This window comes from Asaia spathodeae NBRC 105894 (assembly GCF_025994195.1).
In the GTDB taxonomy this organism is placed as follows: Bacteria; Pseudomonadota; Alphaproteobacteria; order Acetobacterales; family Acetobacteraceae; genus Asaia; species Asaia siamensis.
This window is the reverse complement of sequence record NZ_BAPY01000011.1, coordinates 18,797-32,091: the sequence shown is the minus strand read 5'-3', so window position 1 is coordinate 32,091 and position 13,295 is coordinate 18,797. Positions and strand designations below refer to the sequence as shown.

The 13,295-nt window shown below is 59.2% G+C and carries 16 protein-coding genes; 12 read left to right on the top strand and 4 right to left on the bottom strand.

Translation table 11 applies throughout. The features are described from left to right. Positions 1-141 precede the first annotated feature (141 nt). Both secD and secF read left to right on the top strand, forming a co-directional pair. Positions 142-1,689: a protein translocase subunit SecD gene (secD, locus tag AA105894_RS08110; protein ID WP_267311296.1), complete on the top strand. Its 1,548-nt coding sequence runs from the start codon at positions 142-144 to the stop codon at positions 1,687-1,689. Between the two features lie 4 nt (positions 1,690-1,693). Beyond that, the gene (gene secF / locus AA105894_RS08105; RefSeq protein ID WP_267311266.1) at positions 1,694-2,632 is read left to right on the top strand and encodes a protein translocase subunit SecF; all 939 of its coding nucleotides are present in this window, start codon (positions 1,694-1,696) and stop codon (positions 2,630-2,632) included. A 64-nt stretch (positions 2,633-2,696) separates the two neighbouring features. On the opposite strand, the gene AA105894_RS08100 is transcribed toward secF, so the two are convergent. Further along, positions 2,697-3,134, bottom strand: coding sequence for a hypothetical protein (locus AA105894_RS08100; RefSeq protein ID WP_267311265.1), 438 nt, complete (start codon positions 3,132-3,134; stop codon positions 2,697-2,699). Continuing rightward, positions 3,131-3,589, bottom strand: coding sequence for a large-conductance mechanosensitive channel protein MscL (gene mscL, locus AA105894_RS08095; RefSeq protein ID WP_188427358.1), 459 nt, complete (start codon positions 3,587-3,589; stop codon positions 3,131-3,133). The genes AA105894_RS08100 and mscL overlap by 4 nt, the downstream gene beginning before the upstream one ends. 235 nt (positions 3,590-3,824) lie before the next feature. Between mscL and rpmE the strand changes: the two genes are divergently transcribed. The 6 genes from rpmE (at position 3,825) to AA105894_RS08065 (ending at position 7,472) form a co-directional block, all read left to right on the top strand. After that, on the top strand, positions 3,825-4,058 hold the full coding sequence (gene rpmE / locus AA105894_RS08090) for a 50S ribosomal protein L31 (protein ID WP_188427357.1): 234 nt from the start codon (positions 3,825-3,827) through the stop codon (positions 4,056-4,058). Between the two features lie 160 nt (positions 4,059-4,218). Continuing rightward, positions 4,219-4,704, top strand: coding sequence for an Hsp20 family protein (locus AA105894_RS08085; RefSeq protein ID WP_267311264.1), 486 nt, complete (start codon positions 4,219-4,221; stop codon positions 4,702-4,704). Positions 4,705-4,940: 236 nt separating this feature from the next. After that, positions 4,941-5,525: a DUF1013 domain-containing protein gene (locus AA105894_RS08080; protein WP_267311263.1), complete on the top strand. Its 585-nt coding sequence runs from the start codon at positions 4,941-4,943 to the stop codon at positions 5,523-5,525. Between the two features lie 76 nt (positions 5,526-5,601). Beyond that, positions 5,602-5,802, top strand: a complete 201-nt coding sequence (locus AA105894_RS08075) for a YdcH family protein (RefSeq protein ID WP_188427354.1) — start codon at positions 5,602-5,604, stop codon at positions 5,800-5,802. Further along, a complete protein-coding gene (gene purE / locus AA105894_RS08070) occupies positions 5,803-6,330 on the top strand; it encodes a 5-(carboxyamino)imidazole ribonucleotide mutase (RefSeq protein WP_267311262.1) in 528 nt (175 codons plus the stop codon). After that, the gene (locus AA105894_RS08065) at positions 6,327-7,472 is read left to right on the top strand and encodes a 5-(carboxyamino)imidazole ribonucleotide synthase (protein WP_267311261.1); all 1,146 of its coding nucleotides are present in this window, start codon (positions 6,327-6,329) and stop codon (positions 7,470-7,472) included. Before purE ends, AA105894_RS08065 begins: the two co-directional genes overlap by 4 nt. On the opposite strand, the gene AA105894_RS08060 is transcribed toward AA105894_RS08065, so the two are convergent. After that, a complete protein-coding gene (locus tag AA105894_RS08060) occupies positions 7,443-8,201 on the bottom strand; it encodes a JAB domain-containing protein (protein WP_267311260.1) in 759 nt (252 codons plus the stop codon). The two genes, AA105894_RS08065 and AA105894_RS08060, sit on opposite strands and share 30 nt — an antisense overlap. Before the next feature lie 29 nt (positions 8,202-8,230). Here AA105894_RS08060 and AA105894_RS08055 point away from each other — a divergent pair, with 29 nt between their 5' ends. Continuing rightward, entirely contained in the window at positions 8,231-8,926 is a 696-nt protein-coding gene (locus AA105894_RS08055; RefSeq protein ID WP_267311259.1) for an HAD-IA family hydrolase, read from the top strand. Positions 8,927-8,932: 6 nt separating this feature from the next. Here the strand turns inward: AA105894_RS08055 and AA105894_RS08050 are convergent, their stop codons facing one another. Beyond that, complete coding sequence (locus AA105894_RS08050; RefSeq protein WP_267311258.1) at positions 8,933-9,556, bottom strand: JAB domain-containing protein; 624 nt, start codon at positions 9,554-9,556, stop codon at positions 8,933-8,935. 102 nt (positions 9,557-9,658) lie between these two features. On the opposite strand from AA105894_RS08050, the gene AA105894_RS08045 reads away from it, so the two are divergent. Genes AA105894_RS08045 through AA105894_RS08035 form a run of 3 tightly spaced genes read left to right on the top strand, consistent with a single transcriptional unit; the run spans position 9,659 to position 13,273 of the window. Further along, positions 9,659-11,887, top strand: coding sequence for an ATP-dependent helicase (locus tag AA105894_RS08045; protein ID WP_267311257.1), 2,229 nt, complete (start codon positions 9,659-9,661; stop codon positions 11,885-11,887). Then, positions 11,884-12,780, top strand: coding sequence for a 50S ribosomal protein L11 methyltransferase (locus AA105894_RS08040; protein WP_267311256.1), 897 nt, complete (start codon positions 11,884-11,886; stop codon positions 12,778-12,780). The genes AA105894_RS08045 and AA105894_RS08040 overlap by 4 nt, the downstream gene beginning before the upstream one ends. Continuing rightward, positions 12,773-13,273, top strand: a complete 501-nt coding sequence (locus AA105894_RS08035; protein WP_306414308.1) for a GNAT family N-acetyltransferase — start codon at positions 12,773-12,775, stop codon at positions 13,271-13,273. The genes AA105894_RS08040 and AA105894_RS08035 overlap by 8 nt, the downstream gene beginning before the upstream one ends. Positions 13,274-13,295: the final 22 nt, after the last annotated feature.

The following is a 13,295-nucleotide window of genomic DNA, read 5'->3' as shown; positions in this document are numbered from 1 at the left end:
TGATTTCATGTTTTTGGTGTAGCAGGGCGTAGTGGGAGGTTGCAACGCGCTGCGCCACCCGGCATCTTCCCGCAGCCTGACCGCCCTGCGGTAGCTTTTGATCTCCGGTCGTTACAAAGAAGGACGCCGCTCAGTTCGATGATGTACTATAGTCGGCCTACAATGCTGGGAGTTCTCGGGGTCTGTTTCCTCGGGCTTCTTCTCTGCCTGCCCAATTTCATGCGCGCGCCCTCGCCCAAACTGCCCTGGCATCAGATCCATCTGGGTCTCGACCTGCGAGGCGGCTCCTATCTTCTGCTTCGACTCGATCAGAAGAGCCTTGTCGATGACCGTCTTCAGGGTCTCGAAGATCAGGCCAAGCAGACTCTCATCGAGAAGAACCTCGGCTATCGCGACTTCCGCAAGGATGATGCGGCCCGCACGCTCAGCTTCCTGCCGCGTGATGCGAGCGAGGCGCAAGCCAGCCTTGCCGCTCTTGGTAGCCTGACGAGCACCGGCAATGAAGTCACCGCAGCCCTCGACCATGATCGTCTCGTTCTAACGCTCAATGAGGCGGCGCTTAAACAGCGCGCGCGCGAGGCTGTCAGCCAGTCCATCGAAATCGTGCGCCGTCGTATCGATGCCACCGGCGCCGTTGACCCCGAGATCACCCGCCAGGGCGACGATCGCATCGTCGTTGAGCTGCCTGGCATCAGCGACCCGGAGCACGTCAAGCGTCTGCTTGGCACGACCGCCAAGATGACGTTCCGCCTGCTTGCCAATAGCGCGGGTGGCAGCATCGCCCCGCCGGGAGCGACAATGCTGCCCGATCTCAGCGCCGACAACGCACTCCTGCCCGTCATGGATCATGTCGAGGTCGACGGCGCTGCACTGACCAACGCCGGGGCGACGATCGACCAGCAGACGGGAGAATGGGCGGTCAGCTTCTCGTTCAACCGTGCTGGCGCGAGTGCTTTTGCCCGCACGACGACCCAGAATGTCGGACGCCGGTTTGCTATCGTACTCGACAACAAGGTGATCGAAGCCCCTGTAATCCGCACCCCGATCACCCAGGGCAATGGTCAGATCACCGGGAATTTCAGCGCCCAGACGGCAACCGACCTTGCTGTGATGCTGCGCGCCGGCGCGCTGCCTGCACCGCTTGCCGTCATTGAGCAGCGCTCTATCGGGCCGTCTCTCGGTGCTGATTCGATCCGTGCCGGAGCGATCAGCCTTGGCATAGGTTTCGTCCTCGTCATCCTTTTCATGGCGCTCTTCTATGGGCGGTTCGGCCTCTATGCGAATGTCGCGCTTCTCGCGAACCTTGTCCTGATGACGGCCATTCTCTCGCTTTTCGAAGCAACACTGACCCTGCCAGGTATGGCGGGTATGCTGCTGACACTGGGCATGGCCGTTGATGCCAATATCCTGATCAATGAGCGCATTCGCGAAGAGGTAAAGCGCGGTCGCACGCCGCTTGCGGCGATGCAGGCTGGTTTCGAGCGTGCATCCTCGACCATCATAGACAGTAACGCCACGGCCTTTCTGGCCCATGTGATGCTGTTCGTGTTCGGCACCGGCCCTGTGCGTGGCTTCGCGCTCACGATCACGATCGGTATCGTTACCACGCTCTTCACCACGATGCTGCTGTCGCGCCTGCTGATGGTGCGCTGGTACGCCCTCGCCCGTCCCACAGAACTTCCGGTCTGAAGCGATGCTCTCACGTCCCCTTTTCCGCTTCGTCCGCGAAGACAAGCATATCCCCTTCATGCGCGGCCGCTATGCCGGTCTCGCAACCTCGGCCATTCTCTCGGCACTCTCTGTCGTGCTGTTTTTCGTGCCAGGCCTCAAACTGGGGCTGGATTTCCACGGCGGTATCGTGGTCGAAGCCCAGACACAGGGCCCGACCGATTTCGACAAGCTGCGTCACGCACTGGCGGCGCACAACATCAGTGCTGCCGGTCTGCAGAGATTTGGTGCCGATAATGATGTGCTGATCCAGCTCGACACACCCCCACCCGGCCCTAACCAGGAAGCGGCGACGCAGGCGCTCGTTGATGAAGTGCGCCATGCAGTAATTGAAGCGCAGCCCGGCACACAGGTGCTGCGTGCAGATGCTGTCGGCGCCTCGGTTTCGAGCGAGTTGTTCCGTAACGGCCTGCTGGCGCTCGGCCTGAGCCTTGCCATGATCCTGATCTATATCTGGGTGCGTTTTGAATGGGAGTTCGCCGTCAGCGCGGTGATTACCCTCGTGCTGGACCTGACCAAGACTGTCGGCTTTCTGGCTATCACCCGCTTTCAGTTCGATCTGGTGATGGTGGCCGCCATTCTAACCATCCTTGGCTATTCCACCAACGACAAGGTGGTCGTCTATGATCGAGTGCGCGAGAATCTTCGCAAATATCGTACGATGCCGCTGCGGGAACTGCTCGATCTGTCGATCAACGAGACGCTGAACCGTACGCTGGGCACCTCGATGACGGTCTTTCTTGCAGCTCTGCCGCTCGCGATTTTTGGCGGTCACAGCCTTTCCGGTTTTGCGACAGTGATGCTGTTCGGCATTGTCGTAGGCACGTCGTCGTCGATCTTTATCGCCGCGCCGCTCCTGCTTCTCATGGGTGAGAAGCGCCTGCGCCGCAGCAAGGCGTCATAAGCCCGTCACCAGTCAGACACGAAAAAGGGGCCTTTCGGCCCCTTTCTTTGTTGCACCTTGTGGCTTACGGAGCCGCAGGAGATGATGCTCCCGGCGTCACCCCGTCAGATGGCTGAGGAACCGGGGTCGCATAATCGAGTATCTGCACGATACCAGCGTCAGCGAGACGGAAATTCTGGTCAGTCGGCGAATAGGCCGCCTGTCTGATGAGCTGCCACGTATTATGATCAACAGCGATAAGGCGGGCGATATCCGCCTTTGTGGCCTTGTGCTGCAGAATGCGCGTGATCATCCCATGCTCGGCCATGCCATTGGCGATAGCATAGCTGGTGAGCAGAACGCTGGGAGAGCGATTTTGCAAGACGGTGTCTTCACCTTTTCCCGCGCAGGCAGAAAGAAGGGTGAAGCCACAAAGCAGGGTCGTCGTAAGAAAGCGGCGCATCGTATGATCATGCGCCCAGTTGCAGCGCGCGCCAAGCCGGCGCGCGCGCAGAAGGCTCAATTGGTGTCTTTCGCGATCAGGTCACGAATTTCGGTAAGCAGAACCTCGCTCTTTGTCGGCGCAGGCGGTGCCGAGGGAGCAGCTTCCTGCTTGCGCTGGAAACGCGAGACCAGCTTGATGAGCCAGAACACAGCAAAAGCCACGATCAGGAACTGGATCACAACGTTGAGGAACACGCCGATATTGATCGTGACCGCGCCCGCCTTCTGCGCCTCGGCGAGAGTGGGGAGCACCGGCCCCTTAAGTGTCACGAAGATGTTCGAGAAATCGATCCCTCCCGTAAGCAAGCCGATGCCCGGGGTCAGGATGTCCTTGACGAGACTGGTCACGATCGAGGTGAAGGCAGCACCGATGATGATACCCACCGCCATATCGATGACGTTGCCGCGCATGATGAATTTCTGGAATTCCGCAACCCAGCCGGGTGTGTGCAGCCTTGATCTCAGATCAGCCATGAATAATCCTTTTCCTGCTTGTAACGAGTTAAAACACGAGCGCCCCGCGCGGAGTTTTCATGCCCGGCGGGCGGCTTCGGCTCGGAATGTGGGATAAAAGAGGTTTACGGGGTAGAAAAAACGTAGGCGAGGCAAAAGTTTCTGCGTTTTTGTCGTTCCCCTGACCGTTTCTTTCCGTTATAGCCCCGCCATCCGCTCCGGTCGGCATCGGAGCTTTCCAGCAAGGACAACCCATATGAAGCCCGGCATCCACCCCGACTACCACGAAATCACGATCATCATGACCGATGGCACCGAGTTCAAGACGAACTCCTGCTATGGCAAGGCTGGTGATACGCTGCGTCTTGACGTTGACCCGAAATCCCATCCGGCCTGGACTGGCGTGCAGCGCATGCTCGACACCGGGGGCCAGGTTGCCAAGTTCAACAAGCGCTTCGCCGGCATCGGCGCCCGCGCCGCCAAGAAGTAATCCAGGCGCTCCTTCCCGGGCAGGATCTTGTCCTGCCCGGAAACGATCCTACATGCAGGTGGTCACGATGCCCTCAAGGGGTCGCGACATTACCCTCATGCAGCATTGTCTGCCATTTTGGAGACAAGCTGTCGGATCTGCCTTGAAGGAGGTTCACATCATGTCCTACGATTTCGCTCCGCTCTTTCGCTCCGCAATCGGGTTTGACCGTCTCGCCCGCCTTGTCGACGATGCCGTATCCAACGCCCCGGCGAATGCGAGCTATCCCCCCTACAACATCGAGAAAGCTGCCGACGACGTCTACAGCGTCACCATGGCCCTTGCGGGTTTTGGACCGGACGATGTTGAAGTCTATCTCGCTGACAATCAGTTGATCATCAAAGGCAGTGTGCCACGCCATGGCCGCACCGGAGAAATCCTTCACCGCGGCATTGCCACCCGTGCTTTCGAACGCAGGTTTGCCCTGGCTGACCATATCGAGATTGCGGGGGCCGAGCTTCTCAATGGCCTTCTGACCATCACCGTGCGTCAGGTTACGCCCGAGGCATTGAAACCCCGGCGCATTCCCATCACACTTGGCACTGCCACCCTGGGGACAACACCCGGCACCGCACAGCAGAACACACCGGTCGGCCATGCCGCCTGAGCTTCTACGGCTCGTGACGAAACAACATTCGGCCTAGATGTGACAACCCCGGGAAACGCCGGTTTTTTCTTCATTTTGATGCGGAAGGGCTTGACCCTTCTGCATTTCGCAGACCATATCAGCGCAGACTTTGCAATGCATCCAGCAGGTGCCGTGCAGATCACCCCGGTCCACCGGGGCGTCACATTTCGATCGGTGCCTGCTGGAGCGATGCTCCTCACGCAGGATAGACCGAGATGACCTTGCCGCTTATGCCGAAAGCCACCGCAGTGTGGTTGATCGACAAGACCGCCCTCACCTTCACCCAGATCGCCGAGTTCTGCGGCATGCACCCGCTTGAAGTGCAGGCTATCGCCGATGGTGAAGTTGCTGCCGGCATCAATGGCTATGACCCGGTCAAGAACAATCAGCTGACCCAGGAACAGATCACGCGTTGCGAAGGCAACCCTGATGCTCGCCTGAAGCTCTCGGCCAAGGCTAACCCGGTTGCGCGTCGCGCCAAGGGCGCACGCTACACCCCGATCGCACGACGCAATGACCGTCCCGACGCGATCGCCTTCGTGTTGCGTCAGTTTCCGCAGCTTTCGGAACTGCAGATCATAAAGCTGCTCGGCACCACCAAGGATACTATCGCCAAGGTGCGTGATCGCCAGCATTGGAACAGCGCCAACATCAAGCCGCGTGATCCGGTCATTCTCGGCCTTTGCAGCCAGACCGATCTGAACGCTGCCGTTCAGGCCGCCAATGAGCGTCTGGCCCGTGAGGGTCATACCGTGCCTGTCGTCGCGGAATTGTCAGACTTCGAAGACGGTCAGAACTAAGAAGAGATGGCACCAGCCGCCAACCCTGTTGTAGGATTTTCGGGTTGGCACCTGTCATTCAAGCGGAAAGAGAACGATGCTCGTTGATCAAGAAGTCATGCTTCGCCGTTTGCATGAGCTCCGTAGCGAGCACCGCGACCTCGATACGGTCATAGACAGGCTGGTGCAGCATCCTCTTAATCAGCTGCAATTACAGCGGCTCAAGAAGCGCAAACTCGTCCTCAAGGACGAGATCAACTTCATCGAGAACCGCCTGATACCGGATGATATTGCCTGAATGAGCGAAGAACTCGATCTCTACCGTCAATCGACGGATGCGGCCCAGACCCCTTCGGTGGGTATTATCATGGGCAGTCAGTCTGACTGGACGACAATGAATTTCGCGGCCGAGAAGCTGGCTGAACTCGATATCAGCTTCGAAACGCGTATCGTTTCCGCCCATCGCACGCCTGACCGTCTGGCTGATTACGCGCGCTCTGCCCGTGGTCGCGGCCTGCAGGTCATCATCGCAGGTGCTGGCGGCGCAGCACATCTTCCGGGCATGGTCTCGGCATGGACGACCCTGCCGGTTCTGGGTGTGCCTGTTGAGTCGCATGCGCTCAAGGGCATGGATTCGCTTCTTTCCATCGTTCAGATGCCGGGTGGTGTACCCGTAGGCACACTTGCCATCGGCAAGGCCGGTGCAATCAACGCCGCCCTGCTGGCTGCGTCTATCCTCTCCCTCAACGATGAGGGCATTCAGGCGCGTCTCGACACATGGCGTGCCATGCAGACGGCTTCTGTGGCCGATACCCCCGAATCATGAGCCATACTGCGCTGCCCACAGGGGCAACGATCGGCATTATCGGGGGCGGCCAGCTTGGACGCATGTCCGCGGTGGCGGCATCCCGTCTTGGCTATCAGGTGCATATCCTCAGCGCGGAAATCGACCCGCCAGCTCATGATACCGCGCGCCATGTCACCATCGGCGCCTATGACGATGAAGCTGTCCTGAGGCAGTTTGCCGAAAGCGTTGATGTCATTACCTTCGAGTTCGAGAACATCTCGTCTGATGGTCTTGAGCTCCTTGCATCGCTTTGCCCCGTCCACCCGGCCGGGCGCGTTCTCGCCATCAGCCAGGACCGCATTCTCGAGAAGAGCTTCCTGGGGGAGCAGGACATCCCTGTAGCCCCTTGGGTCTCGGTACCTGATGAAGCCTCTCTGAGTGGTGTCGCGTCTGAACTTGGCTATCCGTTCCTGCTGAAGACCACCCGTTTCGGTTATGACGGCAAGGGGCAGTTTCGCATTACAGATGCCGAAACCCTTGATGCGCTCGCTTCGACCCTCCCGTATCCACTTATCGCGGAAGGATTTGTCGATTTCGAACGTGAGCTGAGCGTAATGGTCGCACGCAGCGCAAGTGGCGCCGTGCGCTGCTTCAGCGTCACTGAAAACCAGCATCGCGACGGCATTCTGGATATCAGCCTGGCTCCGGCCCGCATCCCTGTAGCCCTTGCAGCAGAGGCGGAGGCCCTTGCTCTCAGGATTGCAGAAGCCATCGGTCTCGTGGGTATTCTCGGCGTCGAGATGTTCGTCTCAGCCAAGGGTACGCTTCTCGTCAACGAGATTGCGCCCCGCCCGCATAATTCCGGACACTGGACAATGGATGCTTGCCTGATCGATCAGTTCGAGATGCATATCCGTGCCATTGCCGATCTGCCCTTGCCCGACCCGTTTCGCCATAGCGATGCGGTCATGAAAAATCTCATCGGGCCTGAAGGGATGGCGCTTTGCGATGCCGTGCTCGAGCAATCCGGACTGGCGCTGCATCTCTATGGCAAAAGCGAGTGCCGCCCCGGACGCAAGATGGGACATGTGAATGCCCTTTTCCCACTGGGCGCCCTGCCCGGCCCATACGGGGTGGCGGCACGTTTCGACTCAGCCCTGAAAGCCCCGCAGGAGGCCTAGCTCACTGAAGCTCACATAAGCACCGTTGCCGATGATGATGTGATCGGCAACGCGCACCTCAATGAGAGCGGCTGCTCGCTGGGTGTCGTGAGTCATGGAGATATCACCATCTGATGGGGTGGGGTCTCCGCTGGGATGATTATGAACCAGGATGAGGCTTTTCGCGCCGAGCTCCATCGCTCTCCTTGCCACTTCGCGCGGATAGACCGGTGTATGGTTTACTGTGCCCCGGGTCTGCGCTTCGTCGGCGAGCAGACGATTTTTCTCGTCCAGAAACAGGATACGAAACTGCTCGATCGGTTCACGTGCCAGTCGGGAAATCAGATAATCGAGCATGAGCTTGCGATTGGTGAAGATATCATCGCGCCCAAGACGGGCTCGGCTGACTCGCATCGCGGCATCATGGACAAGATGGACCGCCGTACGGATATGGGGCCCTATATGCAGCAGACCGCTCAAAGCCTTGTCATCTGAAGCGAATGTAGCTGCGAGAGACCCGAAACGGATAAGAAACGCATCGACAGTAGGCTGAAGACGCTCGGGCCTGATTGCGATAGCTTCACAAAACAGATGCAGAAGCACTTCATCAGACAGAACAGGGCCCTGGCCCGCAACCACTGCCCGATGCGGGATTTCTGCCCATCCAATTGGAGAGGATTCTGATCCGCCATTCCCTGGTTCGAAATCCTGACCATCTGCAACTTTATCGTGGTTTACTTCTTTCAACATCTCCCCCGCCAAGGTCTATAGGGAATATTATGTCTGATTTCGACAGGTTTACGAGTGAACATTCTGTTTTATTTGATCTTGACGGGACGATTATCGATTCACGCATTGGTATTATCAAAACACTTTATAAAGTCGTCTCAGCACTTGGCCATGTGCCAGACGAGACAATCGACCTGACCTGGGTTGTCGGGCCACCACTTGCCGAGCTTATGGCCGAAGTCATCGGCTTCTACGGCGACACGCGCGTTGATGAGGCGATTGCCCTCTATCGTCGTTTCTATGACACGCATGGCCGCTTCCAGACGCCGGTCTTTCCTGCCATGGCCGAACTGATCGAGACCCTGGCGCGCTCTCCGATCCGTATTTTCACAGCGACATCCAAGCCGGCATCACTGGCGCAGACAATTCTGGCAGGTCACGGTCTCGACAAATACTTCGATCGCATTCACGGGGCGGCAGATGACGATACAGGGGGTGAGAAACCTGAGATGATTGCGCGTATTCTCGCACAGGAAGGGCTGAGCGCTGACCACACCCTGATGATCGGCGACCGTCGCTTCGATATTTCGGGCGCGCATGCCAACAGGATACGAGGCATTGGGGTCTTGTGGGGTTATGGTGGCGAGAAGGAACTCACCGAAGCCGGTGCAGACCTGCTGGTTGCATCACCTGACGGGCTTGCATCGGCAATCGGAGCCCAGCTCAAGGCACTCGCCCGCGCCTGAACCGGCTCAGAGAAGCCCCCTCTGCCTGAGGCTGAGCGGGGTACGCCTCTCAGAGACAATCACCACGTCATGAAGGGTCATGGAAAGGGCGCCTGCCTCATGGCTCAGTCTCTGGGCGAACAACTTCAGGGGCGAGGTCGTTGCATGGAAGCTCGCCAAAGTTTTTTGAATGCCGATCAACGCAACCGCCTGCAACGCCAGCCCCCGCCTGAAGATCGGCGCCGTCGAAGCGAAATCATCGACTGGTTCATCTGCAAGAAGCCGGTTGCGGTTATCGAGATAAAGCAGCCTGAACTGTTCAGGTACGGCGCTGACCATGCTGCCGGACAGATAGGAACAGAGCTGGTCCCAGCTACCCAGCCTGGGCCTCAGACGCTCCTCTGCAAGGGCCAGCCTTTCGGCAACGACGGGAGGGAATTTCAGCAGCAAGATAGCCTGTTCGCTGACCCCCATGGCCCGGAGATCTCTGCCAGACGCATCGAAGACGGAGGCAAGACTTCCGAAGCGATGCAGCAAAGCCTTGGCGAGGGGCTTCGTGTCCTTTCTGGGAATACTGTAATAGAGCAGCATCTCCAACAGTTCGTAATCAGCCAGAGTCTCGGCCCCATTGGTCAGTACCCGGTGCCGCATGCGTTCTCGATGCCCCTGGGGGCCCGTGCCCCTGAGCAGGTTCTTTTCGACTGGAGGAAATGAGGGTTTGGCCATCGCGGCATTACATTCTATATCGATCAGGTGACGCAATCCCTCATCTCACCCTCCTCCCCCGAGTATCTCGACCGGCTCAATCCCGAGCAGCGTGAGGCCATCGAGACCACTGAAGGGCCGCTGCTTATTCTTGCCGGGGCCGGTACCGGCAAGACGCGCGTTCTGACGACGCGTTTTGCACATATTCTTCTCGAGGGGCGCGCACGCCCCTATCAGATTCTGGCAGTCACCTTCACCAACAAGGCTGCACGCGAGATGCGCGAGCGCGTCGGCGCTCTCTTGGGCGAGACAGCCGACGGGCTTTGGCTCGGCACGTTTCATGCGCTCTGCGCCCGCATGCTGCGTCGACACGCCGAATATGTCGGGCTGACGACAGGGTTCACCATTCTAGACACGGATGACCAGATCCGTCTCGTGCGCCAGATCATGGAGCCTTTCCGCCTCGATACGAAGCGCTGGCCGCCTCAGGCATTGCTGGGCGTCTTCCAGCGCTGGAAGGACCGCGGACTGACGCCCGGGCAGGTGACCCCTGCCGAGGATACGGATTTCGCAGGCGGCCATGCCCGCAAGCTTTACGCCGCCTATCAGGATCGCCTGAAAGCCGTAAATGCCTGCGATTTTGGGGATCTGATGCTGCATACGCTGGAGATCCTGCGCACCCAGCCTGATGTGCTGGCGCAGTATCACCGTCTGTTTCGCTATATTCTGGTCGATGAGTACCAGGATACGAATACCATCCAGTATCTGTGGCTTCGCCTCCTTGCCAAGCGGGATCACGGTCCGTCTAACATCGCCTGCGTCGGTGACGACGACCAGTCGATCTACTCATGGCGCGGAGCAGAAATCGAAAACATCCTGCGTTTCGAGAAGGATTTCCCGGGTGCCAAGGTTGTGCGTCTGGAGCGTAATTACCGCTCCACGGCGCAGATTCTCGCTGCTGCCTCCGGGCTCATCGCGCATAATTCCGACCGTCTCGGCAAGACATTGCGCCCCGGGCGCGAAGACGCACAGGGCGAGAAAGTCCAGATCATCAGCGTATGGGATTCCGATGAGGAAGCCCGAATTACGGCAGGGGCGATCGAGCGACTGCGCGCCGAGGGCCACCCCCTCTCGCAGATCGCCATTCTGATGCGCGCCGGGTTTCAGACACGTCCTTTCGAAGAGCGGTTCCTGACGCTGGGCCTTCCCTATCGCGTGGTCGGTGGTCTGCGTTTTTACGAGCGGGCCGAAATCCGCGATGCCATGGCCTATATGCGGGTTCTGGCACAACCCGCGGACGACCTTGCTTTCGAGCGTATCATCAATGTTCCCAAGCGTGGCGTGGGCGCGGCCGGACTTCAGAAGCTGCACCACGAAGCCCGCCTGCTGAATGCGCCTCTCAGCGTCGGTGTGGCACACGCGCTCGAAACGGGCATGGTCAAGGGCAAAGGGCGCGAAGCGCTTGGTGGTCTCATGGAGGCGTTCCAGCGTGCGCGTGAAACGCGAGAGAGCGAGGGCCATGTCGTGGCAAGCGAGCAATTGCTCGAAGACAGTGGCTATCTGCAGATGTGGCGTGACGACAAGACGCCCGAGGCACCAGGCAGGCTCGACAACATCAAGGAATTGCTGCGCGCTATCGGTGATTTTGCTTCGCTCGAAGGGTTTCTCGAGCACGTTGCTCTCGTGACCGAAACCGAGGACAAGGCAAGTGCGGATACTGTGAGCCTGATGACCCTGCATGGTGCCAAGGGGCTGGAATTCGACACGGTCTTCCTGCCCGGCTGGGAAGAAGGCGTATTTCCGTCGCAGCGCAGTCTTGACGAGGGCGGGCTCAAGAGCCTCGAGGAAGAGCGTCGTCTGGCTTATGTCGGGATAACCCGTGCTCGCAAGAGAGCCGTTATCCTCCATGCGGCCCGTCGGCGTATCTATGCCAACTGGCAGGATTCCATGCCCAGCCGATTCATCGACGAGATTCCAGCCGATACGGTCGAGCATAGCGGCCAAGCCATGCAGGAGCGCCGTCAACTGGCGGCGCAAAGCTCCATCTTCGCCTCTGGCCCGCTAACCAGCACGAGGGGCGGCTACGGGCGCCCCGCGCCGCGCGTGACCGATGTCGTGGCAGATGCCTCACACGGAATTGCCATCGGCGCCCGCGTGTTTCATCAGAAATTCGGTTATGGCACCGTCTTGGCCGTCGAATCCGACAGGCTGCACATCAACTTCGAAAAGGCAGGCGAAAAACGCATCATGGCGCATTTTGTGGAACAGGTCTCGTGAGCGCATCCAGACGACACGCTTCGGCGCTTGAAACCATTTCAGTCACTGTTGCCGATGAGGCGGTGCCGCTTTTCGAACAGGCCATGCTGACGGTCTGCACCACCGTCGGCATCTTCGAAGCCAATGAAGACCAGAATATCTGGCGCGTCGAAGGCGTAAAGGATGTCGGCCATGGCGAAGAGGAACTTGCACGCGCCCTGACCCTTGCCCGTCTCATGACGGGCGTCGACGCCGAACTGACCCGCGAGCGCACAGAAGCCGAAGGCTGGCTGGCGCGCACCTATGAGGCCTTCCCGCAGCAGGATGTCGGCAAGCGTTTTGCCATTCGCGGCACGCATCTGGCCCCGAGCCACAAACGCGATCGCCTGACGATCACGCTCGATGCCGGCATCGCCTTCGGTTCAGGCGAGCATGGCTCGACCCGGGGTTGTCTGAGAGCGCTGGAAGACATGGCGTGGCGCAAACCGACCCGTATTCTCGATATGGGCTGTGGTTCCGGCATTCTGGCCATGGCCGCAGCCCAGCTTTTTCACAAGCGTGTTCTCGCTGTCGATATCGAGCCCTGGTCTGTTCGCGTTGCGGCCAGCAATGCGAAACTGAATTTCATTGGCCCACTGATTGATGCACGGCTGGGCAATGGCTGGCTGACCCCTGCCGTGCGCGCCAAGGCACCGTATGATCTGGTCTTTGCCAATATCCTCGCCCGCCCTCTCTGCAAGATGGCACGGTCCCTCGCCAGCCATCTGGCCCCAAGCGGCACGGTAATTCTCGCCGGGCTTCTCACCACCCAGGCTCGCATGGTGCTGGCCGCGCACAGACGTCAGGGTCTCGTGCTTGAAAAGCAGTATTACGAAGGTGAGTGGTCCACATTGGTCCTGCGCCGCCGTGATTGAACTTCGCGACGCAACGGAGGCCGATCTGCCGGAGATTCTGGCGATCACCAACGATGCAATCGCCACTTCCGAGGCAATATGGGCGACGTCGCCCCGCACGCTGGACGAACGTCGCCAATGGATGACCGATCGGCAGGCAAAGAGCTTTCCGGTGGTTGTCGCCGTGGATGACGGCAGAATTCTCGGTTTTGCCTCTTATGGGCCCTTTCGGGCCTATGAGGGCTATGCCCAGACAGTCGAACACTCTGTCTATGTTTCGCGAGAGGCACAGCGTCGCGGTATCGGGCGCCTCCTGCTGGATGAGATGGTCCGCCATGCCGAGCAATCCGGCATGCATGTGCTGATTGGCGCCATCACCGCCAGCAATACGGCCTCTATCGCGCTTCATCGTGCCGCAGGGTTCAGCGAGAGCACTGCCCTGCCCCAGATGGGCCGAAAGTTCGGACGCTGGCTCGACCTCGTTTTCATGTACCGGCTCTTCGAGAGCTCCTGAAACCCGCTCCCAGTTTGAAAGA